The following is a 21,273-nucleotide window of genomic DNA, read 5'->3' on the forward strand; positions in this document are numbered from 1 at the left end:
GCCGGTATGCGCCACTGTTGAGGGCCGGAACATCGCGTTCCGGCCCTCAACAGTGGCAGTCGCACTCTCGCCGGAACAGCACTCTCACGCCGGAACGGGGGGAGCCGGGACTGCGGCCCGGCCCTTCGATTGCCGGGCTCGCAGGATGATCTTGAAGATTTCACCGAGGAACAGCAGCACCACGCCCGGCACCAGGCAGAGCAGCCACTGCTGGCCGGTAAGCGGCAGCGTGCCGAACAGGTCCTGCATCACCCTCATCTGGGTGATCAGCATCGAGCCGAGGACGGCCCACGCGAACGCCCAGAGCAGCTTCGGGTTGGACACCGTGGCGGGCCCGAAGGCGCTCTCGGTCGGGTAACGCAGATTGAGCGCCACGAAGATGTTCATCAGCCCCAGCCCCACCACGGCCATGCTCTGGCCGACCTCCAGCGAACCGTAGGTGGTTTTGCCGATCTGCACGAGGATCAGCGTCGCGGCCGCCATGAAAAGCCCGACGACGAACAGGCGCACCATCATCGACCGTACGAGAATCGGCTGGTTGAAGGGCCGTGGTTTGCGGTCCATGATGCCCGGCGTCGCGAGATCCAGGCCCATCACCGCCCCAATCGGGGCGACGATCGCCATGTGGATCCACAGCACCTGGGCCGGGCTGAGCAGGGCCGTGCCGGCTATGGCGAAGGCCGAGGATCCGATGAACGCCAGAATGAACATGAACAGGTTGGCAACCTGGATCCGGATGAACTTCTGCAGGTTGTCGTACACGAGCCGGCCCTCTTCGACCGCCGCCACGATGGTGGCAAAGTTGTCGTCGGCCAGGATCATCTTGGCCGCACCCTTGGCGACGTCGGTGCCGGTGATGCCCATCGCGATCCCGATGTCGGCGGCCGCGATGGCCGGCGCGTCGTTCACGCCGTCGCCGGTCATGGCCACGATGTTGCCCTTGCGCTTGAGCACCTCGACCAGCCGTACCTTGTGTTCGGGGGCGACACGGGCGATCACGCCGATCCCGTCCACCTGGCTGTCGGCCTCCGCGTCGCTCATCGCCGCGAACTCGGCCCCGGTCACCGCGCGGCCCCTGATGCCCAGTTCATCGGCGATCGCCGCAGCGGTGACGGCGTGGTCGCCGGTGATCATCCGGACCCGGATGCCGGCGTGCTTTGCCTTGGCGATGGCGGCCACCGCCTCGGCGCGCGGCGGGTCAACCTCGCCGATCAGCGCCGAAATCTCCAGATCCTGCATCAGCGCCATCAGGTCGCCCGAAGGCTGGAACGTCGCCGGGTCGAACTCGCGCTGCGCCAGGGCGAGCACCCGCCTGCCCTGGCTGGCGATGCGATCGTTCTCGGCAAGCACCTTGCCCCGCATTTCGTCGGTGAGGCGCTCGGCGTGGCCGCCCGGCATCCGGCCGAACGAGGACCTGCTCAGGAGGACGTCGGGTGCCCCCTTCACGTAGGCCCGGATCACGGGCCTGCCATCGTCCCCCGGCATCCGGTGGAACGTGGCCATGAACTTGTAGTCGGAATCGAACGGTACCGACGCCACGCGCGGGTTGTTCCGGCGGAATTCCCTGACGTCCACGCCGCCTTTCTGCGCGAGCACGTAGAGCGCCGCCTCGGTGGGGTCCCCGACCACCTCGCCGTCGTTGATATCGGAGTCGTTGCACAAGGCGCAGGAGAACATCACGTAGTCCAGGTCCCGTTCGGCGTCCCCCGTAGTCCGTTGGATCTGGCCGTCGAAACTGTAGCCCTCACCGCTGACGGTGTAGTGGTGCTGCACGGTGGTGATCTCGCGGACCGTCATCTGGTTCAGGGTCAGGGTGCCGGTCTTGTCCGAGTTGATGGCCGAGGTGGAGCCCAGGGTCTCGACCGCAGGGAGGACCTTCATGATGGCGTTCTTCTTGGCCATATTGACCGACCCGACGGACAGGATGGTGGTGACGACGGCGGGCAGCGCGTCCGGGATGGAGCCGACTGCCAGGGCCACACCGATTCCGAAGAGCACCGCGAAGGACTCGCCGGAGGCCAGTCCCATCACGACGATAGCGATAAACGCGAAGAGGGCCGCGACAATGATGAAGATGGTGAGCCGGTCCACCTGCTTGGTGAGCGGGGTCTTCTCCACTTTCTGCCCGGACAGCATGTGGGCGATGTGGCCGACTTCCGAGCCCATGCCGGTGGTGGTGACGAGGATTTCGCCGTGGCCCCGCGTCACGTTCGTGTTCATGAACGCCATGTTCAGGCGGTCGCCGATGCCGACGTCGTGCCGGCCGATGGTCTCGGTGTCCTTCTCGACGGCGACGCTCTCCCCGGTCAGGGCGCCCTCCTCGATCTGGAGGGTTGCCGCCAGGATGATCCGGCCGTCGGCGGGGACGCGGTCACCGGCATCGACCACCACGATGTCGCCGGGGACGATCTGTTCGGCGGGGAGCTCCACAACGTCACCGTCGCGGCGCACCTTGGCCATAGCCTTCATCATCTCCCCCAGGGAGGCAGCGGCTTCTTCGGCCTTGCCCTCCTGGTGGTACCCCAGCCACGCGTTGAACAGCGTCAGCAGGGCAAGCCCAATAGCGGTTCCGTATTCCGCGATCAGCAAGCTGACCAGGGCGGCGACCACAAGGACGATCTGCATGTAGTCCTGATAGTGCTTGAAGAACCGTTTCCATACCGGCTCCTGCTTTGCGGCGGCCAGGGCGTTCGGGCCGTACTCCTGCAGCCGCTGCTGCGCCTCTCCCGTGCTCAACCCGCCAGCCGGATCCACCTTCAGCTCGGCCGCCACTTCAGCCGGTGCCAGCGCATACCAGCTCGCGTCTGCCTCCGCCGAGGCCACCCCAGCTACTGCTCCGGGATCGTCGCTCATGACTTCCTCCTCATCGCCGGGGCGCTGCTTAGAACGGGGTGGGGATGTGCCGCACGGACAGTGCCGGCTCGGTGTAATCGCCGGCCTTCTGGCGCTTGGGGAGCTCGACGTCGAGCCCCGGGTACGGCTCGTAGGGCACCTGGCTGAGAATATGGCTGATGACGTTGAGCCGGCCGCGCTTCTTGATGTCATTGTGCGCGATGTACCACGGTGCCCAGGCGGTGTCGGTCGCCTCGAACATGGCGTCCCGGGCCCGGGAGTAGTCGTACCACCGTTTGTAGGACTTCAGGTCCATCGGAGAGAGTTTCCAGGTCTTGCGGGGATCATCCATGCGGCTCTCGAGCCGCCTGGTCTGCTCGTCCGCGCTGACCTCGAGCCAGTACTTGAGCAGGATGATCCCGGAGTCGACCATCGCCTTCTCCACCATCGGAGTCATGTCGAGGAACCTCTGGGTCTGTTCCGGGGTGCAGAAATTCATCACCCGTTCGACGCCCGCACGGTTGTACCAGCTGCGATCGAAGATGACCACCTCGCCCGCCGCCGGGAAGTGCGACATGTAGCGCTGGAGGTACATCTGCGACTTCTCCCGCTCGGTCGGTGTGGGGAGCGCGACCACGCGGAACACCCGGGGGCTCACCCGCTCGACGATGCGCTTGATCGTGCCGCCCTTGCCGGCCGTGTCGCGGCCTTCGAAGACGATGCAGATTTTGGCTCCGGTGGACTTCACCCACTCCTGCATGGCGACCAGTTCACCCTGCAGGACCTCCATCTCCGCTTCGTACTTCTTGCGCGGCATCTTCTTCCCGGCGCGCTCGTCCTCTGCGTCGGAGCCCTTGGACTTTTTCTTCTTCTTGCCCACCATCGACCTCCTCGCGACGTACTTGCTGAGGTAAACCACAACACTGCGACACCGGCGAGACTGTCATCCAACGAGACCGGCACCTCGGCCCGGGACTGGGGCGCAGCTGCACTTGTCGCGGGCACCCTCGTGCGGCGTCCTGCCATTCTTAGTGTTGACCGCGGCTGGAGTCCGGTCTACGGCACTAAGACCCTAATGGGCGCCGGCGGAACCGGGTGTCTCTCGGCCGAGCCGGCCCCTGCTGCTGGGCGCAGGGGCCGGCCGTCCGGACTCGGCGCTGACGCCGATGATGACGGAAACCCGCCTGGCCGCGAGGCCGGTGCGCGGGTGGCGGCCGCCACTGAGACAGAGCATCTTCCGCGCACCTTGGGAAAGCCTTGGGTTACTCCTGGAGCCATTCCGCGCAGGAATTCAGGTTCCGGGTGACGCTTTCGACGGCGGCCGCCTCGTCGCGGGCGGCAATCGCGGCCACGAGTTCGTCGTGGCCCTCGTGCGGCAGGCCGTTGAAGCCTCCCCGACGCTGCTGGCGGAGCAGGTCGTTGTGGAATACGCTGCCGAAACTGACATACAGCTCATGCAGCAGCGGGTTGGCGGACGCCTCCGCCACGCGCGCATGGAAGTCCCAGTCTGCCCGGGCCCACGCGGCGTAGTCCTCGGCGAGCCAGGCGGCACGGCGGGCGGTGAGCAAACCGCGCAGGGCGGTGAGGTCCTCGGCCGTCGCATGCCGTGCAGCGAGCCGGGCCGCCTGGGTGTCCAGCCCGACCCGGACCTCGAGGATGTGCTCCTGGGAGTGGTCCTCATACATCCGCTGCGTGGCGCCTGCGATCTCGCTCGTGGCGCGGACATACGTGCCGTCCCCGCGGCGGACCTCGAGCATTCCGCTGTGGGCCAGCGCTTTGATGGCCTCGCGCAGGGTGCCACGGGAGACCCCAAAGGCGGCCATCAGCTCAGGTTCGGCCGGAATGCGCTGCTGCAGCGGCCACTCGCCCGAGTGGATCAGGGCCCGCAGCTTGGCAGTGATTTCCTCCGCCAACGGTGGCCGGTGCGAGGCAGTGAGTGTCATCGCCGGGTTCCTTCTGAGGAGTGCGGGGCGGTGGCCCGCAGCTTTTTGGCTGCCAGTTCCTTGGCCCGCAGTTCCTTCGGTCCGGCCGAGAGCAGGTGGCCAACCGCGATCTGGCCGAGGGCCACGGCCAGCAGCAGGGCCAACGGCAGCGACCAGGAATTGGTGGCGCTGTGCAACAGGCCCATGCCGAACGGGCCGAGCGTCGCCAGCAGATACCCGGCGGACTGGGCCACGGTGGACAGCGCGGTGGTCTCGGCCGTGCTGCGGCCGCTGCGGCTGATCATCACCATGACCAGCGGGAAGATGCCGAGGCCGAAGCCCACCAGCACAGCGGTCAGGGGAGACCAGGCAGGGGGGAGGACCAGCATGGCCAGGATGCCCAGGGCCATGGTCACGGTGGCAAGGTAGAACGCCGTCCGCAGCATCCGGGGGCGTGAACCGATGGCCACCAGCACCATGCCGGCGGGGACGGAGACGAGCTGCATGAGTCCGAACATGAGCCCGCTGTCGGAGGCGGTGAGGCCCATGGTGGCCAGCATGTAGGGGAACCAGCTGAGCACGGCATAGGCCAGGAGCGCCTGCACCGTGAAGCCGAGGGTGATCAGGGCGCCCGTGCGGGTCCGTAGCAGGGGCCATGGCGAGACCCGGGCAGCCTTGGTCGCGGGCGCGTTGCGGTGGGCGTATACCGCGATCGGGATGAAGCCGAGGCACGCCCCCAAGGCCAGGAATCCGATCGCGCCGACGCCCGCCGACGGCGAGCCCAGGGCCTGGGCCACCGGAACGATCAGCACGGCGGTGGCGGTGGCGCCTGTGGTCATGGTCAGCGTGTAGACGGCGGTCATGAGGGACGTGCGGTCCGCGAAGTGCACGCGGATGAAAGAGGGCATGGCCACGTTGCAGATGGCCAGCCCGGACATCCCCGCCACGGTGCCGGCCAGCAGCATCCCGGTGGACGGGACGCCGCGGAGCAGCAGCCCGGCGGCCAGCATCACGAGGGAGAGCAGGATGGCTTTTTCCAGCCCCAGCTGCCGGGTGAGCCAGGACGTGGCAGCGCCGGCCACCGCGAAGCACAGCGTGGGGATCGAGGGGAGCAGCGCTGCGATCAGCGGGCCGTAGCCCAGGACAGCCTGCAGGTCGTGGAAAAGCGCGGCGGCGCCGGTGATGCCGGCGCGCAGGTTGAGCCCGATGAGCACGAGCGCCACGACGCCGGCCACGATCACGCCCCGCGGGCGGACCGCGCCGGGTGGAGCTGTCTGGGAAAGTGCGGAAACCGCCGTGCTGCTAGCCATAGCTAAAGGTTAGACGTTTGATGTTTGTGACTCAGCCTTTAGTGGCGAATATCTCTGCAAGTGACCCCGCGTTGCTTGAGTTGCGGCTGGTGTGCGGCGGTGGTCGGCTGCGGGTCAGCGCGGGTGCCGGGCGCTGAGCCGCTGCACTGCCAGCGCGAGCCAGAGCTGCACCCGGTCCGCTGTCTGCGCGGGGTCGTATCCGGTGAGTTCGGTGATCTGCGCCAGCCGGTAGCGGACAGTATTGCGGTGCAGCGTCAGTTCCTCGGCGACGGCCGCCACCGAACCGTTGTTGCCGAGGTAGCTTTCCAGCGTGGCCATGAGTTCGGCGCCGTGCGCCGCGTCGAAGGCCCGCAGCGGGTTCAGTGATTCGCTGGCCATGTCCGCCAGCGGAACGTCCTCGCTGGCCAGCAGCAGCGAGGTCAGGCTCAGCCGCTCGGGCTCGTTGACCGGCAGCCCGTGGCTGGCCGCGTCGCGGGCCTCGAAATAGCTCCAGCGCAGGCCGTTGGGCTTGGTGTACGCCCCGCCTATGCCGATCGTGGCATGGATCCCGGCCTCGGCGAGGTGGTCGCTGAGGCTGCGGGCAAGGGCGCTCGCGCCGCTGCCGTCGTCGGCCACCACCACCACGAGGTCCTTCCCGACGACGGAGCCGACCGCCGCAGCCAGCGGCTGGGGCAGCGACGAGCTTCCCAGCTGTTTCTGGTGGGCGGCCGATTCGGCGAGCAGGACCACGTTCTTGCGGGTGCTGTTAATGCCGACGCCGGCCAGGCGCCGGGTGGCTTCGGACGCCTCCAGCGTCCCGTGGATAACGTCGTCGAGGACCTGGCCCGCCAGCGCCCGCTGCGCCTGCCGTTGCTTGACCATGTTGTTGAGCTCCACGCTGATCAGGTTTTGGGCGTAGCCTACGATGCCCGTGTCCTCGAACGGCTGCTTCACCCACAGGGTGCAGGCGTCGCGGCGTCCTGTGGGGATGGGATAGGACGCCCAGCCCTCGGCCTTGGGCGCCGGGTGGCCCGCAACGCTGTTGTACAGCTGGGCGGTGAACTGGGTCAGGACGATCTCGGTGCGCAGCATCGACCCCAGGTGTTTCAGGAGCTCGGCCAGGCCGCCGCCCGTCAGGAGGGCGCGGGCCAGGATCTGGTGCCCGGCGATGAGCCGCTCAAGCTTGACCAGGTGGTCCGCGGACTGGGCGTCGGCCACGAGCTTTCCGATCGCGATGAACGGTGTCTCGTAGGGCACTTCCACCACCGGCAGCCCCCACCGGTTTGCTTCGGCGATCAGGGCCGGCGGAACGGCGTCGTGCGTCAGGCCGACCCCGAACCCGATGCCCACCGCGCCTGCCCGCTGGACCTGACGCACGAACCGGCGCTGCTCCGCGGCACTCTTGAGCCGCATCCCGGTCGTCAGGATCAGTTCGCCGCCATTGAGGAACCGCTGCGGATCCTCCTGTTCGGTGACGGCCACCCAAAGTATGTCCTGGTGCCAGGTGGTTTCGGCGAGTCCGGCCTTGGTGAGATGCAGGGACGGAACTCCCAGTAGGGCTGCGAGTGAAATGGCCATGGATTCAGGATAGCCGGATGCTGGTCAAGCGCACTAAAGTTCTGCGGGGATGGTGTGCAGGTGCCTATTCCCTGCCTTAGCCTGCTGGCATAGGCTCGTGACCAGTCACACATCCGTCATTGGCAGTAGAAAGAGGTTGTACACCGTGGTTCAAACCTTGCAGAACTTCATCAACGGCGAGTTCGTCACCCCCGCCGGCACAGGATTGCTGCCCATCGTGAACCCCGCCAACGGCGACGTGGTGGCGCAGGCGCCGATCTCGGTGCAGGCCGACGTCGACGCCGCCATGACGGCAGCCAAGAACGCGTTCAAGACCTGGAAGCACACCACGCCCGGGCAGCGGCAGCTCATGCTGCTCAAGCTCGCGGATGCCGTCGAGGCCAACAGCGACGAGCTCGTGGAGGCCCAGCACCGCAACACCGGCCAGGTCCGCTCCCTGATCGCCTCCGAGGAAGTGGCCGCTGGCGCCGACCAGCTGCGCTTCTTCGCAGGCGCCGCCCGCATCATGGAAGGCAAGTCCGCCGGCGAGTACTTCGAAGGCCACACCTCCTACGTGCGGCGCGAGCCGATCGGCGTCGTTGCGCAGGTGGCCCCCTGGAACTACCCGTTCCTCATGGCCATCTGGAAGATCGGGCCCGCCCTGGCCGCCGGCAACACCGTGGTCCTCAAGCCCTCGGACACCACCCCCGAATCCACCCTGGTGCTGGCCCGGCTCGCCGGTGAGATCTTCCCGGCCGGCGTCCTGAACGTTGTCCTGGGCACCGGCGAAACCGGCGCCATGATGGTCGAGCACAAGGTCCCCGGCCTGGTCTCCATCACCGGGTCCGTCCGCGCCGGCATCGCTGTCGCCTCGGGTGCCGCCAAGGGACTCAAGCGCGCACACCTGGAACTCGGCGGGAAGGCCCCGGCCATTGTGTTCGCCGACGCCGACATCAAGAAGAGCGCCGCGGCGATCGCCGAGTTCGCCTTCTTCAACGCCGGCCAGGACTGCACGGCCATTACGCGCGTCCTCGTCCAGGATTCGGTGCACGACGACGTCGTTGCCGCCATGGTGGAGCACACCAAGACCCTGCACACCGGCTCGCAGAACGACGAAGACAACTACTTCGGCCCGCTGAACAACGTCAACCACTTCAATGCGGTCACCTCCGTCGTCGAGCACCTGCCGGCGAACTGCAAGATCGAGACCGGCGGCCACCGTGCGGGCGAGAAGGGCTTCTTCTTCGAGCCCACCATCGTCACCGGCGCCAAGCAGACCGATGACATCGTCCAGAAGGAAACGTTCGGCCCGGTCATCACGGTGCAGAAGTTCAGCACCGAGGACGAGGCCGTGGAACTGGCCAACGACGTGGAGTACGCCCTGGCCTCGAGCGTCTGGACGACGAACCACGGAACCGCCATGCGCCTGAGCCGCGACCTCGACTTCGGCGCCGTCTGGATCAACACCCACATTCTCCTCACCGCCGAAATGCCGCACGGTGGCTTCAAGCAGTCCGGCTACGGCAAGGACCTGTCCATGTACGGCGTGGAGGACTACACCCGCATCAAGCACGTCATGTCTGCGTTGGACGCATAACGCAGGCGCATAACGCAGACGCATAACGCAGGCGCATAACGCCGGCGCATAAACGCGGATCCGCATAACTCAACCTGACGCATAACTCGCGCGCCTCAACCGCACGCTTAGGAAGGCCTTCCCATGACCACCACCGCACATGACATCACCTACCGGCTCGAGCAGAAGCGCCGCGTCCAGGCCGACTTCCCGGGCCCCAAGTCCGTTGCCTTGACCGAACGCCGCAAGGCGGTCGTCGCGGCCGGCGTCGCGTCCAGCGTCCCGGTCTTCGTGGCCGACGCCGACGGCGGCATCATCCACGACGTCGACGGCAACTCCTTCATTGACCTCGGCTCCGGCATCGCCGTGACGAGCGTCGGCGCCTCGGACCCCGCCGTCGTCGGCGCCGTGAAGGAAGCCGTGGAGCACTTCACCCACACCTGCTTCATGGTCACGCCGTACGAGGGCTATGTCGCCGTTGCCGAGCAGCTGAACCGCCTCACCCCGGGCGACCACGAAAAGCGCACGGTGCTGTTCAACTCCGGCGCCGAGGCGGTCGAAAACGCTGTCAAGGTGGCCCGCCTGGCCACCGGCCGGGACGCCGTCGTCGCATTCGACCACGCCTACCACGGCCGCACCAACCTGACCATGGCGCTGACCGCCAAGGCCATGCCGTACAAGACCAACTTCGGCCCGTTCGCGCCCGAGGTCTACCGCATGCCGATGAGCTACCCGTTCCGCGAGGAAAACCCGGAGATCACCGGTGCCGAGGCCGCCAAGCGCGCCATCACCATGATCGAGAAGCAGATCGGCGGCGAGCAGGTTGCCGCGATCATCATCGAACCCATCCAGGGCGAAGGCGGCTTCATTGTCCCCGCCGACGGGTTCCTGCCCGCGCTGGCGGACTGGGCCAAGGCCAAGGGCATCGTGTTCATCGCCGATGAGGTCCAGTCCGGCTTCTGCCGCACCGGTGAATGGTTCGCCGTGAACCACGAAGGTGTTGTCCCGGACATCATCACCATGGCCAAGGGCATCGCCGGCGGCATGCCGCTCTCCGCCATCACGGGCCGCGCCGATCTCCTCGACGCCGTCCACCCGGGCGGCCTCGGCGGCACCTACGGCGGCAACCCGGTGGCGTGCGCAGCAGCGCTGGCCTCGATCGGCTCGATGGAGCAGTACGACCTCAACGGCCGTGCCAAGCACATCGAGGAGATCGCCCTCGGCAAGCTGCGCGAACTCGCCGCCGAGCTTGCTGACAGTTCAGTGATCGGTGACGTCCGCGGGCGCGGCGCCATGCTGGCCATTGAACTCGTCCAGGCCGGTTCCAAGGAGCCGAACCCGGAGCTGACCAAGGCCGTCGCCGCAGCCTGCCTCAAGGAGGGTGTCATCATCCTCACCTGCGGCACCTACGGCAACGTCATCCGGCTGCTGCCGCCGCTGGTCATCAGCGACGAGCTGCTGCTGGACGGCCTCGGAGTCCTGGCCGCGGCCATTAAGGCCAACGCCTAGCCCAAGGCCCAATGAGCTGCCGGGAAGGCGATCCTTTCCCGGCGAGCCGGCGCTACCCGAAAACTGGCGACACAGCGGAGGAGCCGCGGACACCTTGTCCGTGGCTCCTCCGCTGTTTCCGGCCTGGTTTTTCCGGCCCTGCATCCGGCCCTGCGTCCGGTCCTACTTCCAGGCCGTCGCGTCCAGCTGGATCGCCACCACGTACAGGTGCTGGCCCTGCTCGATCTTCTCCACCTCAGTGACCCGCACCTTCGTCTCCGGAATCGTGCCCATCGGACGGCCGACGCCGATCCCGTAGCTCAGCACGCCCTCGAAGTCCCCGGCCGGCGCGTAGCTGGTGAGCGCCTGGTATCCGATTGCCGGCGGCGGCGCACTGGTCACGGTGCTGGCCGTGCCGTCCGCGGTGTGCGACTGGGCCCCGCGGAAGGTCACCTCGAGGAGGGTTCCCGTGCCGGGCATCGGGATGGGCAGGCCGCTGCCGTCGTCGACGAGTTCGGGGACCGTTTCGACGTCGTAGCTGGGGAAGCCACCGGTGAAGCGGAAGCTCAACTGGTCGTACGGCGGCGCGTCGGAGGGGTGCTGGCCGGCGCCGATGGCGGACAGCGTCGGCAGCGGTGCCGCCGGCGGGGGCGCGATCGGCACAGGGTTCTTGTGGTCCGTGTGGAACGGGGTGGTCGGCCCCGGCACGGACCAGTCATGGGTGACCGTGGAGGAGATCACCTTGTCGCCTGGTTGCGGCGGCGCCGTTTCGTCGGCATCCCCGGTTGCCGACGGCGACGGGCTGGCGGTCGGGCCGGCGGGGGCGGTCGGGGACTGCGACGGCGGCTGGCTGCCGGCGGAGGGCTGCGGGGCCGGCGGCGTGCAGGCTGTCAGGACCAGCAGGAGCGTCAGGGTTCCCAGTCCTGCGGTCCGCGTCGGGGTCCGTCCGTTGCGAATGGCGTCCATGGTGCGCTCCCCTCGACCATTCCAGCGTAGGTCCGGAAGATTGTGCTGGTCAGGGTAATAAGTCACCACCTTTTTGAGGTTCCGCTGGACTAGAGTCGTTCCTATCCACTGCAGGAACGCAGACCGGCCGACGTCGCCCGGAACCCCCGGGGCGCAGCTGGCATCTGCCCCAGACCCAAAGGGGTTCATACATGCGATACGTAGTCGGCTATACACCCACCGAACGTGGTGCGGACGCCGTTGCCTTGGCCTCAGCCATGGCCCGCGCGCAGGGAGCGCATCTCGACCTGGTCTATGTGGTGGATCGGCACACGCCCTATGTGGCGATGAATCCGGAAGGAAACCAGGTCAGCGCCGCGGAGCAGCAGATCCGCTCAGCGGAACGCCAGGGAATGGAACTGGTCCCCGAGGGGCTGGAGGCGCACTTCCATGTCCGCCAGGCAGAATCGTTCGCGGCCGGCCTCATCGAGGCCGCACTCGAGTTCAGGGCCGGCTTGATCGTGGTGGGTGCCGCCAGCAGCGGCCTGTTCAAGCGCCATACCGTGGGCAACGTGGCCAACGCCCTGCTGCACGCTGCCCCGGTTCCGGTGGCACTGGCGCCGCGCGGCTACCGCCAGACCGAAGCCATCACGCGTCTGACCCTCGCGGTGGGCCAGCGCGTCGGAGCGGAGGCGGCGATCGACGTCGCGATCGAATCCGCCGAGCGCCGTGGCGTGCCGCTTCGGCTGGTTTCCCTCGTGGAACTGGACATCGAGGGGGACGGCGGGGAGAACGTCAACGCCGCCCACATCCACGCCAACACCGTCCTCGCTGCCGCCGCGCACCGTCTGCCGGAGGGCCACCACGTCAGCGTGGAGGTCGCCCACGGCCGCACGATCGAGGAAGCGATCGATGACCTGGAATGGGACGACGGCGAGGTCATGATCGTCGGGTCCTCCCGCCTGGCGGAGAAGCACAAACTGTTCATTGGCAGCACGGCTTTCAAGGTGCTGCGGGCGCTTCCGGTTCCGATGGTGGTGGTCCCGCGCGACTACCAGCGGGTGGATGCCTTCCCGGAGGTCTGAGTCCCCGGGGCCAGGACCGCCCAGTACGCGGGAATGCTGCCGGGCGGTCCACCGGCCTCCATCGGCACCGTCTTCAGGACGGTGGGACCCTCCGCGATGAGGGTCCAGCGGTCCGGGGGAAACACGCGCGAGCGCTGCCCGGCACCGAAGTGGCCCGGTTTCGGCAACGAGGCAATGGCCTGGCGGAGCGGTCCCGGGATCCGCTTGCCGGTGGCGCCGAGTTCCCGCAGGTAGCTCAGGGCGCCGCCCGGCACGTTCGTTTCGACGAGGTAGATCCTGCCCCGGGTGCCCAGGAGCGCTTCGATGGAGCCTGCGAGGTGTGCCTGCCGCCGCCGGCTGAGGACATGGAGCACTCCGCGGACAAAGACGTTGGCGTCGCCGAGTTCGCCCGCCAGCGCAGCCGCCGCGGCCGGCTGCGTGGCATCCAGGCTCCGGAAACTGAGGCCCGCGACCTGCGGCTGTGCGGAATGCGCGGCTGCCACGGCCTGGGGTGAGACGTCGACGCCGAGGACCGAGGCGAAGATGTCGGCGAGCCGCCGTGTGATGGTGCCGTTCCCGCAGCCGAGATCGATCACCGGAAGGCTGGTGTCCATCGCGCCGGCCATCACCTGCAGGTGGTGCCGGATCTCTTCGTTCCCGGCGCCCGGGGCGGCGTCCCAGATGATCGGTTCCCGGAGCGATCCCTGGGACACGCCGCGCCAGAAGGCATCCCAGCGCCGGTCCGGGCGGCTGGGACGGTGCAGGGAGAGCACGGCAACCCTGGCCGCGAGCCGGATACTATCTGCCACCCAGTGCACGCGTTTTCCTGGTTTGCGTTTTCCTGTTTTGCGTCTGCCCGCCGGCACGGTTCCGCTCACGCGACCGCGCCGTCTCTGTGCGCGAGCAGGTCCGTCATGTCCGCCACCGGGAGCGGGCGGCTGAAGAAATACCCCTGGCCGAACTCGCAGTTCAGCTGCCGCAGCCTGTTGGCTTGCTCCCTGTCCTCGATGCCTTCGGCGACGGCGCCCAGCCCGGCCGAATGGATGAGCTGCAGGATGGCCGCGACGAAGGCTTCCTGCTGCCGGTCCGTGGTCAGCCCGTCGAGCAGGGACTTATCGATCTTCGCCTGCGCGGCGGGGAGCGTGCGCAGGTAGCTGATGGAGGAATAGCCGGTGCCGAAGTCGTCGATCTCGATCCGGACGCCGAGGTCATTGAGCGACTGCATGGTGGCGGCCACCTCGGGGCCGCCGCGCATGATCGCGGTTTCGGTGATTTCGATCGAGATATGGCGGGGCTCGACGCCGTTCTGGGTCAGCAGACCTTCGACGTAGGGTGCCAGATCGACGTGGTGCAGGTCCGCGGGGGAGAGGTTGATGTGCGTGCTGAAGTCCGCGGGAAGCCCCGGATCGGACTTCCAGCGGCCGGTTTGTGCGATGGCGTTCCGGAGCACCCAGTGGCCGATTTCCACGGTGAGCCCGGCCTCGTCGGCGGCGTCGAGGAAGGTATCCGGCCCCAGCAGGCCCAAGGCGGGATGGCGCCAGCGGATCAGGGCCTCGGTGCCGGCGATCGCTCCGGTGCGCAGGTCCATGATGGGCTGGTACTCCAGCTCGAGCTGGTCCGTCGCCAGTGCCGTCCGCAGCTCCGCCACCTGGTGGACCCGCTGCTTGGCGGCCTCGTGCATGGCCGCGGAAAACACCAGGAGGGTGTCCCTGCCGCGTTTCTTGGCCTCGTGCATGGCGATGTCGGCATCGCGGATGAGTTCCTCGCTTCGCAGGCCCGGTTCGCCGAGCCGGACACCGGTGCCGGCCGTGAGGGCGACCGCCACACCGCCGGCAACGATTCTGTCCTTCAGTGATTCGCCGAGCCGGGCCGCGGTCCGCAGCACGGACTCCGTGTCCTGGTCCGCGACGAGCACCGCGAATTCATCCCCGCTGAGGCGTGCGATCAAGTGGCCCGGTCCGGCCGCGGCGCTAAGCCGCAGGGCCGTCTCGCGCAGCACGGCGTCCCCGGCGGCGTGGCCGAGGCTGTCGTTGATGAGCCGGAAGGAATCAAGGTCCATCAGGATCAGGGCCGGCTGGCGTCCCGTGCCGGCCCCGGCAACGGCTTCGGCCACTTTTTCCTGCAGCAGCGAGCGGCTGGCCAGGCCGGTCAGCTCATCGGTGTTGATGACGCGCCGGAGTTCGGCTTTGGCCGCCTCCAGGAGCGCGGTCCGCTCGGCGACCCGGACTTCCAGGTCCTCGTACATGCTCTGGAGCTCTTCGGCCAGCAGGTTGATGCCGGTGGTGACTGCGTCTATCCCGTCCCGGGCCGGTGAGACCGGCAGCCGGTTCGACAGATCGCCCGAGGACAGAACCACGATGCCGTCCACGAGTTCCTCGAGGCGGCGGTCATCATCACGCCCCGTCATGGCCCTGCGAGGTCAGCCAGCGGACCGCCTCTTCACCGTTGGTGAAAAAGCGTGTCGGAACCGGCGCGGAATTGACGCCGAGGAAGAAGTTGGCGAGGACCCGGTCCACGGCGGAGGAGCCGAGGAGTGCGATTGCCGAGGCGTCGCAGTGCTTGGCGAACACGGCCCGGGCGGCCCGGCTGACGGAGTCCGTGGTGGCCATGTCGATCAGCAGCGGCGTGGGCCGGCCGCCGCACAACTCATTGACACGATCCATGGCCAGCTGGGCGTTGGGGGCATCAATCACCACACCGCGGGCCCACTGAAGGCGCAAGATGCCGTTGCTGTCGAAGTCCAGGGACGAGATGTCGCGCCCGCCCTGAGTTTCACGATCCTCGTGTGGCACCAGCAGTCCTCAATTTCGCCCCGACATGTCCCCTTCATGATGACACTAACGCACAGTGGCAGGGGTGCGCAGGCCGCCAACCCGCCGGGGCGGTAGAGCTAGGTGGCGGCGCGGGCCCGTTTCCGGGTCACGGAGTTCTTCCGGGCCGTGTGCAGCATGTCCACGGTCAGTACCAGCAGCGCCAGCCAGACGACGCCGAAGCCGGCCCACCGGTCCGGTGTCATGGTTTCCTTGAACACGACGAGCGCCACGATGAACTGCAGGACGGGCGCGAAGTACTGCAGCAGGCCGATCGTGGTCATCGGCAAGCGGCGGGCGGACGCGCCGAAGAACAGCAGGGGCACCGCGGTGATGACGCCTGACGCCACCAGCAGCCAGAAATGTCCCGCACCGTTTGCGGCCAGAGTTGCCGACCCGCTGACCGCGAGGAAGATCATGGTGGCCGCAGCTACGGGCGCCAGGACGATCGTCTCCACGGTGAGGCTTGTGATCGCCTCCGCCCGCGGGCCCACGCGCTTCTTGACGAATCCGTACAGGCCAAAGCTCAGCGCGAGTGTCAGTGCTATCCAGGGGAGCTTGCCGTAGGAGACCGTCAGCACGCCGACGGCCACGAAGCCGATGCCGACCGCGGCCCACTGCAGCGGCCGCAGCTTCTCCTTCAGGACGAAGACCCCCAGCAATACGGAGACCAGCGGGTTGATGAAGTAGCCCAGGGAGGCCTCGACGGCCTGGCCGGTGGTCACGCCGTAGGTGTACGTCAACCAGTTCACCGCGATCAGGGCAGCGGCGATGGACAGCGGCCCAACCACAGTGCGGTCCCGGAAAGCAGCAGCCAGCACCCGCCAGGACCGTGTGACGGTGATGAGCAGGACGCAGAACAGGAGGGACCAGACCACCCGGTTGGCGACGATTTCAACCGCGCCGGCCGGATGCAGGACGTAGAAGTACAAGGGCAGCAGCCCCCAGAGCCCGTAGGCGCCGATGCCGAACAGGATTCCCGCCGTCGTGTCCTTGTCCACCGGTGCCGGTCCGCCCGGCCGGGCCGGCACCGGCCCTGCTCCAGCGGCCGGGCTGGCCGGCGCTGTCAATGGGGCGGGGGACAAAGATCCTTCGGGCTTAGGCACAAAACCAATAACACCACCTGCGCGGCGCCTATTCCTGCCAATCGGAGCGCGAGCGGGCCGGTCACATTTAGAATAGGGGCCTGTGCGCTGTATCTACTGGCGCTGTCCCTAAGACTCAGAAGGGCTCCCGGTGTCCAACTCGGCCGAATCCACATCCTCTCGTCCCCTCCGTGTCGCGATTGTTGGCGCGGGCCCGGCCGGTGTCTACGCCGCGGACATCCTGACGAAATCCAATGAGGTCAAGGACGGCGACTTCCAGGTCAGCATCGACCTCTTCGAGGCCTATCCGGCGCCCTACGGCCTCATCCGCTACGGGGTGGCTCCCGACCATCCGCGGATCAAGGGCATTGTCAACGCGCTCCACAAGGTCCTGGACCGCGGCGACATCCGGTTCCTCGGCAACGTCACCTATGGCCGGGACCTGACGCTGCATGACTTCCGCGCGTTCTACGACGCCGTCATCTTCTCCACCGGCGCCATCAAGGACGCAGACCTGGATATTCCCGGGATCGGCCTGGAGGGATCCTTCGGCGGGGCCGACTTCGTCTCCTGGTACGACGGCCACCCGGACGTGCCGCGGGACTGGCCGCTGGAGGCCAAAGAGATTGCGGTGATCGGCAACGGCAACGTGGCCCTCGACGTGGCCCGCATGCTGGTCAAGCACGCCGATGAACTCCTGGTCACCGAAATCCCGGACAACGTCTACCGGGCGCTCAAGGATTCGCCGGTCACCGACGTCCACGTGTTTGGCCGCCGCGGCCCGGCCCAGGTGAAGTTCACGCCGCTGGAGCTGCGCGAACTCAGCCACGCCAAGGACGTGGACATCGTCCTGTATCCCGAGGACTTCGAATTCGACGAGGCCTCGGACGAAGCCATTCGCAGCAACAACCAGATCCGGACCATGGTCAACACCCTCACGAACTGGCTCGTCGAGGAGCACGCCGAGGCCGAGGAACCGTCCTCGCGCCGGCTGCACCTGCACTTCCTGCACAGCCCCGTCGAAATCTATGGAACAACAGACGACGCCGCGAACCCCGGCAACGTTGCCGGCATCAAGTTCGAACGCATGCAGCTGGACGGCACCGGGAACGTCAAGGGCACCGGTGAGTTCCTCGACTACCCGGTCCAGGCCGTCTACCGCGCGATCGGCTACCATGGTTCGCCGCTGGATGAGCTGGAATACGATGCCCGCCGCGGCGTCGTCCCGAACGAAGGCGGCCGCGTGCTCGACGCCGAGGGCAACCCCGTGCCCGGAATCTACGCCACGGGCTGGATCAAGCGCGGCCCCGTCGGGCTGATCGGCCACACCAAGGGCGACGCACTGGAGACCATCGGCTTCCTGCTGGAGGACCGGCTGACGCTGCCGCCGGCGAAGAACCCGGACCCGCAGGCCATCATCGACCTGCTCAAGGAGCGCGGCATCGAGTACACCACGTGGGAAGGGTGGATCAAGCTCGATGCCCACGAGCTCGCCCTCGGCGCTGAGTGGTCCGCGGCGGAGTCCGCCAACGGCATCGAACGGGAGCGCATCAAGGTGGTGCCGCGCGAGGACATGATCGAGATTTCCCGCGGGTAGCAGGGGCGGTTCCCGGCGTCTCTGGCGGGTGGCCTGCAGGCCCATTAGACTGGGCCGGACGTGGCTGCCTCCGGCACGCCATCGAGCCCGTCCAGTGGGAGTTCAATGAAGAACCTGGTCCATCCGGCAGCACTGTTACCGCCAACAGGCGGGGTCACCGCACAGCTGCGCCAGCAATATGCCAGTGCGGGCCACGAGCAGCTGGACTCCCGTGGACTGGCGTTCTCCGAGGGCCTACAGTTGCCCGGTATCAGCACCCTGATTCAGGAATCGTGGCAGCGTTCCGTCCAGCTGCACGCCAACCCGGACAACCCCGAAGCCCCGCTCGCCATGGACCGCGAAGAACTCGAAGCATACCGGCGGCAGCACCCCCTGGCCGCCATCATGCCCGTGATCCACAAGCTGCTGGTCCTGCCCAGCCACGACAGCGGCATGCTGGTGGCCGTGGGGGACGAGGTGGGCCGGCTGCTCTGGGTCGAAGGCGACGCCGCCATGCGGCGCCGGGCCGAAGGGATGATGTTCGTCCCGGGAGCCGACTGGTCCGAGGCAACCGTTGGCACGAGCGCCCCGGGTACGGCGCTGGCCCTCGGCCGCGGCATCCAGATCTCCGGCGCCGAACACTACAAGCGCTCCGTCCACCCGTGGAGCTGCACGGCCGTGCCGTTCCACGATCCTGATTCCGGCGCCCTGCTGGGAGTCGTGGACATCACCGGCACGGAATCGGCCGTCGCCGCGCATACGTTGTCCCTCGTCGAAGCGACAGTGGCCGCCGCCCAGGCGCATCTGCGGGTGGAACGGCTGCAGCTGGCCGCAGCCGGGCAGTCCCCGGCGTCCCGGCGGCGGAGCCCGGCGCCGAAAACGTCCGGGGACCCGGGCGCCAACAGCCTCTACCGCAACAGCCTCCAGCTGCTCGGCCGGGACCAGGCGCTGCTCAGCATCGACGGCCGCACCGTGGCCCTGTCCGCCCGGCACAGCGAAATCCTGGCCCTGCTCAGCACCCACCCTGAAGGGCTGAACGCGGAGGAGCTCTGCACCCTGCTCTACCCCGGGGATGCCTCCACCATGACGCTGCGGGCCGAGATGGTGCGCCTGCGCAAGGTCCTGCATCAGCTCAACCCGGACGCGGTCCCGGAATCTCGGCCCTACCGGCTACCAATGGACCTGTTGCCGGACTCCGCCCAGGTCCTCAACTGCCTGCAGCGCGGTGCCCACCGGATAGCGCTGGAAATTTACCGCGGCGCCGTGCTGCCCCGCTCCGAGGCGCCCGGCATCGCCGAGCTGCGGAGCCGGGTCTCTTCCCTGCTGCGCGAGGCCGTGCTGACGGACGGCAGCGCGGAATCGCTCCTGAAGTACGCCGAGCTGCCCGAGGCAAGGGACGACGTCGAGGTCCGGTCCGCCGCACTGAAGCTGCTGCCGCCCCGCTCGCCCAAGCGCGCCGCCGTCGTCGCAGATCTCGAACGGCTGGACCGGGAACTGAGCGCCTGACCGGCCTTTCCCGGGAAAGTGACCCGGATCACTTGCTTGCAACCTGACTGCAACCTTCCGGCTTCTACGCTGTAGGCAACGGTGAGCGCCAGAAACTGGCCGCCACAAATTTTGCACAGCAAAGGAGCTAGCAATGACTGTCTACGCCCAGCCCGGTACCGAGGGCTCGAAGGTCACCTTCAAGGACCGCTACGAGAACTGGATCGGCGGCGAATGGGTTGCCCCGGTCAAGGGCCAGTACTTCGAGAACATCACCCCCGTCACCGGCAAGGTCTTCTGCGAGGTGGCCCGCGGCACCGCCGAGGACATCGAGCTGGCGCTGGACGCGGCCCACAAGATCGCACCGTCCTGGGGCAAGACCTCCGTGGCCGAGCGTGCCGCGATCCTGAACAAGATCGCCGACCGGATCGATGAGAACACCGAGATGCTCGCCGTCGCCGAATCCTGGGACAACGGCAAGCCGATCCGCGAAACCCTCAACGCCGACATTCCGCTCGCTGCGGACCACTTCCGCTACTTCGCCTCCGCCGTGCGCGCGCAGGAGGGACGACTGTCCCAGCTCGACGACGACACCACGGCCTACCACTACCATGAGCCGCTCGGCGTCGTCGGCCAGATCATCCCGTGGAACTTCCCGATCCTGATGGCCGTCTGGAAGCTCGCCCCGGCCCTCGCAGCCGGCAACGCCGTCGTCCTGAAGCCGGCCGAGCAGACGCCGTCCTCGATCCTGGTGCTGATGGAACTGATCGGCGACCTGCTGCCGGCCGGTGTCCTCAATGTGGTCAACGGCTTCGGCGTCGAGGCCGGCAAGCCGCTGGCCTCCAGCCCCCGTATCCGCAAGATCGCCTTCACCGGGGAAACCTCCACCGGACGGCTGATCAGCCAGTACGCCAGCCAGAACCTGATCCCGGTCACGCTGGAGCTCGGCGGCAAGAGCCCGAACATCTTCTTCAACGACGTCGCGGACACCAATGACGCGTTCTACGACAAAGCCCAGGAGGGCTTCACGCTCTTTGCCTTCAACCAGGGTGAAGTCTGCACCTGCCCGTCCCGCGCCCTGGTCCAGGAAGACATCTACGATTCCTTCATGGCCGACGCCGTGGCCCGGGTGGAGAAAATCATCCAGGGCAACCCGCTGGACACCGAAACCCAGCTCGGCGCCCAGGCCTCCAACGACCAGCTGGAAAAGATCCTGTCCTACATCGACATCGGAAAGCAGGAGGGCGCCAAGGTGCTCACAGGCGGCGGCCGGGCCGAAATGCCCGGAGATCTGGCCGGCGGCTACTACGTCCAGCCGACCATCTTCGAAGGCCACAACAAGATGCGGATCTTCCAGGAGGAAATCTTCGGCCCGGTGGTGTCCGTAACCCGCTTCAGCGACTACAACGATGCCATGGGCATCGCCAACGACACCCTCTACGGCCTCGGCGCCGGCGTCTGGTCCCGCAACGGCAACGTCGCCTACCGCGCCGGCCGTGAGATCCAGGCCGGCCGTGTGTGGGTCAACAACTACCACGCCTACCCGGCCGGTGCCGCGTTCGGCGGGTACAAGTCCTCCGGCATCGGCCGCGAGAACCACTCGATGATGCTGGACCACTACCAGCAGACCAAGAACCTCCTGGT

16 protein-coding genes are annotated in these 21,273 nt (G+C 67.5%); 6 read left to right on the plus strand and 10 right to left on the minus strand.

Annotated features, from left to right (window positions below; genetic code table 11):
* Positions 1 to 84: 84 nt before the first annotated feature.
* The 5 genes from AC1DRO_RS16035 to AC1DRO_RS16055 all read right to left on the minus strand — a co-directional run bounded on the left by AC1DRO_RS16035 (position 85) and on the right by AC1DRO_RS16055 (position 7,621).
* Positions 85 to 2,853 (minus strand): cation-translocating P-type ATPase, encoded by a 2,769-nt coding sequence (locus AC1DRO_RS16035; protein ID WP_476951582.1) that lies wholly within the window; start codon positions 2,851 to 2,853, stop codon positions 85 to 87.
* A 28-nt stretch (positions 2,854 to 2,881) separates the two neighbouring features.
* Positions 2,882 to 3,751, minus strand: a complete 870-nt coding sequence (ppk2, locus tag AC1DRO_RS16040; RefSeq protein ID WP_476951583.1) for a polyphosphate kinase 2 — start codon at positions 3,749 to 3,751, stop codon at positions 2,882 to 2,884.
* Positions 3,752 to 4,094: 343 nt separating this feature from the next.
* On the minus strand, positions 4,095 to 4,775 hold the full coding sequence (locus AC1DRO_RS16045) for a FadR/GntR family transcriptional regulator (protein WP_476951584.1): 681 nt from the start codon (positions 4,773 to 4,775) through the stop codon (positions 4,095 to 4,097).
* Complete coding sequence (locus AC1DRO_RS16050; RefSeq protein ID WP_476951585.1) at positions 4,772 to 6,064, minus strand: MFS transporter; 1,293 nt, start codon at positions 6,062 to 6,064, stop codon at positions 4,772 to 4,774. Before AC1DRO_RS16050 ends, AC1DRO_RS16045 begins: the two co-directional genes overlap by 4 nt.
* A gap of 114 nt (positions 6,065 to 6,178) precedes the next feature.
* Positions 6,179 to 7,621 carry a PucR family transcriptional regulator gene (locus tag AC1DRO_RS16055; protein WP_028276686.1) on the minus strand — a complete coding sequence of 481 codons (1,443 nt, stop codon included), beginning with the start codon at positions 7,619 to 7,621 and terminating at the stop codon, positions 6,179 to 6,181.
* Between the two features lie 145 nt (positions 7,622 to 7,766).
* On the opposite strand from AC1DRO_RS16055, the gene AC1DRO_RS16060 reads away from it, so the two are divergent.
* A complete protein-coding gene (locus AC1DRO_RS16060; protein ID WP_028276687.1) occupies positions 7,767 to 9,197 on the plus strand; it encodes a gamma-aminobutyraldehyde dehydrogenase in 1,431 nt (476 codons plus the stop codon).
* 123 nt (positions 9,198 to 9,320) lie between these two features.
* Positions 9,321 to 10,685, plus strand: coding sequence for a 4-aminobutyrate--2-oxoglutarate transaminase (gabT, locus tag AC1DRO_RS16065; protein ID WP_476943919.1), 1,365 nt, complete (start codon positions 9,321 to 9,323; stop codon positions 10,683 to 10,685).
* Between the two features lie 162 nt (positions 10,686 to 10,847).
* On the opposite strand, the gene AC1DRO_RS16070 is transcribed toward gabT, so the two are convergent.
* On the minus strand, positions 10,848 to 11,630 hold the full coding sequence (locus AC1DRO_RS16070) for an AMIN-like domain-containing (lipo)protein (protein WP_476951586.1): 783 nt from the start codon (positions 11,628 to 11,630) through the stop codon (positions 10,848 to 10,850).
* A gap of 191 nt (positions 11,631 to 11,821) precedes the next feature.
* Between AC1DRO_RS16070 and AC1DRO_RS16075 the strand changes: the two genes are divergently transcribed.
* On the plus strand, positions 11,822 to 12,694 hold the full coding sequence (locus AC1DRO_RS16075) for a universal stress protein (RefSeq protein WP_476951587.1): 873 nt from the start codon (positions 11,822 to 11,824) through the stop codon (positions 12,692 to 12,694).
* Here AC1DRO_RS16075 and AC1DRO_RS16080 read toward each other — a convergent pair.
* From AC1DRO_RS16080 to rarD, 4 genes are all read right to left on the minus strand, one after another.
* Positions 12,661 to 13,482 (minus strand): class I SAM-dependent methyltransferase, encoded by an 822-nt coding sequence (locus AC1DRO_RS16080; protein WP_476951588.1) that lies wholly within the window; start codon positions 13,480 to 13,482, stop codon positions 12,661 to 12,663. The two genes, AC1DRO_RS16075 and AC1DRO_RS16080, sit on opposite strands and share 34 nt — an antisense overlap.
* 65 nt (positions 13,483 to 13,547) lie before the next feature.
* The gene (locus AC1DRO_RS16085; protein ID WP_476951589.1) at positions 13,548 to 15,080 is read right to left on the minus strand and encodes a putative bifunctional diguanylate cyclase/phosphodiesterase; all 1,533 of its coding nucleotides are present in this window, start codon (positions 15,078 to 15,080) and stop codon (positions 13,548 to 13,550) included.
* Positions 15,067 to 15,471 (minus strand): DUF7793 family protein, encoded by a 405-nt coding sequence (locus tag AC1DRO_RS16090; protein WP_243181987.1) that lies wholly within the window; start codon positions 15,469 to 15,471, stop codon positions 15,067 to 15,069. The genes AC1DRO_RS16085 and AC1DRO_RS16090 overlap by 14 nt, the downstream gene beginning before the upstream one ends.
* A gap of 92 nt (positions 15,472 to 15,563) precedes the next feature.
* The gene (gene rarD, locus AC1DRO_RS16095; RefSeq protein ID WP_476951601.1) at positions 15,564 to 16,598 is read right to left on the minus strand and encodes an EamA family transporter RarD; all 1,035 of its coding nucleotides are present in this window, start codon (positions 16,596 to 16,598) and stop codon (positions 15,564 to 15,566) included.
* Between the two features lie 121 nt (positions 16,599 to 16,719).
* On the opposite strand from rarD, the gene AC1DRO_RS16100 reads away from it, so the two are divergent.
* The 3 genes from AC1DRO_RS16100 to exaC all read left to right on the plus strand — a co-directional run.
* Positions 16,720 to 18,165 (plus strand): FAD-dependent oxidoreductase, encoded by a 1,446-nt coding sequence (locus AC1DRO_RS16100; RefSeq protein WP_476951590.1) that lies wholly within the window; start codon positions 16,720 to 16,722, stop codon positions 18,163 to 18,165.
* A 105-nt stretch (positions 18,166 to 18,270) separates the two neighbouring features.
* Complete coding sequence (locus tag AC1DRO_RS16105; protein ID WP_476951591.1) at positions 18,271 to 19,650, plus strand: GAF domain-containing protein; 1,380 nt, start codon at positions 18,271 to 18,273, stop codon at positions 19,648 to 19,650.
* A gap of 133 nt (positions 19,651 to 19,783) precedes the next feature.
* Positions 19,784 to 21,273 (plus strand): acetaldehyde dehydrogenase ExaC (gene exaC, locus AC1DRO_RS16110; protein WP_476951592.1); only part of this gene is annotated, 1,490 nt, incomplete at its 3' end.

The sequence above is a fragment of the Arthrobacter sp. P4_F11 genome (assembly GCF_056401395.1).

Coding starts and splice junctions, on each gene's coding strand:
- AC1DRO_RS16035 (WP_476951582.1), bottom strand. CDS start 2,853: ATGAGCGACGATCCCGGAGCAGTAGCTGGGGTGGCCTCGGCGGAGGCA.
- AC1DRO_RS16045 (WP_476951584.1), bottom strand. CDS start 4,775: ATGACACTCACTGCCTCGCACCGGCCACCGTTGGCGGAGGAAATCACT.
- AC1DRO_RS16050 (WP_476951585.1), bottom strand. CDS start 6,064: ATGGCTAGCAGCACGGCGGTTTCCGCACTTTCCCAGACAGCTCCACCC.
- AC1DRO_RS16055 (WP_028276686.1), bottom strand. CDS start 7,621: ATGGCCATTTCACTCGCAGCCCTACTGGGAGTTCCGTCCCTGCATCTC.
- gabT (WP_476943919.1), top strand. CDS start 9,321: ATGACCACCACCGCACATGACATCACCTACCGGCTCGAGCAGAAGCGC.
- AC1DRO_RS16070 (WP_476951586.1), bottom strand. CDS start 11,630: ATGGACGCCATTCGCAACGGACGGACCCCGACGCGGACCGCAGGACTG.
- AC1DRO_RS16075 (WP_476951587.1), top strand. CDS start 11,822: ATGCGATACGTAGTCGGCTATACACCCACCGAACGTGGTGCGGACGCC.
- AC1DRO_RS16085 (WP_476951589.1), bottom strand. CDS start 15,080: ATGACGGGGCGTGATGATGACCGCCGCCTCGAGGAACTCGTGGACGGC.
- AC1DRO_RS16105 (WP_476951591.1), top strand. CDS start 18,271: ATGAAGAACCTGGTCCATCCGGCAGCACTGTTACCGCCAACAGGCGGG.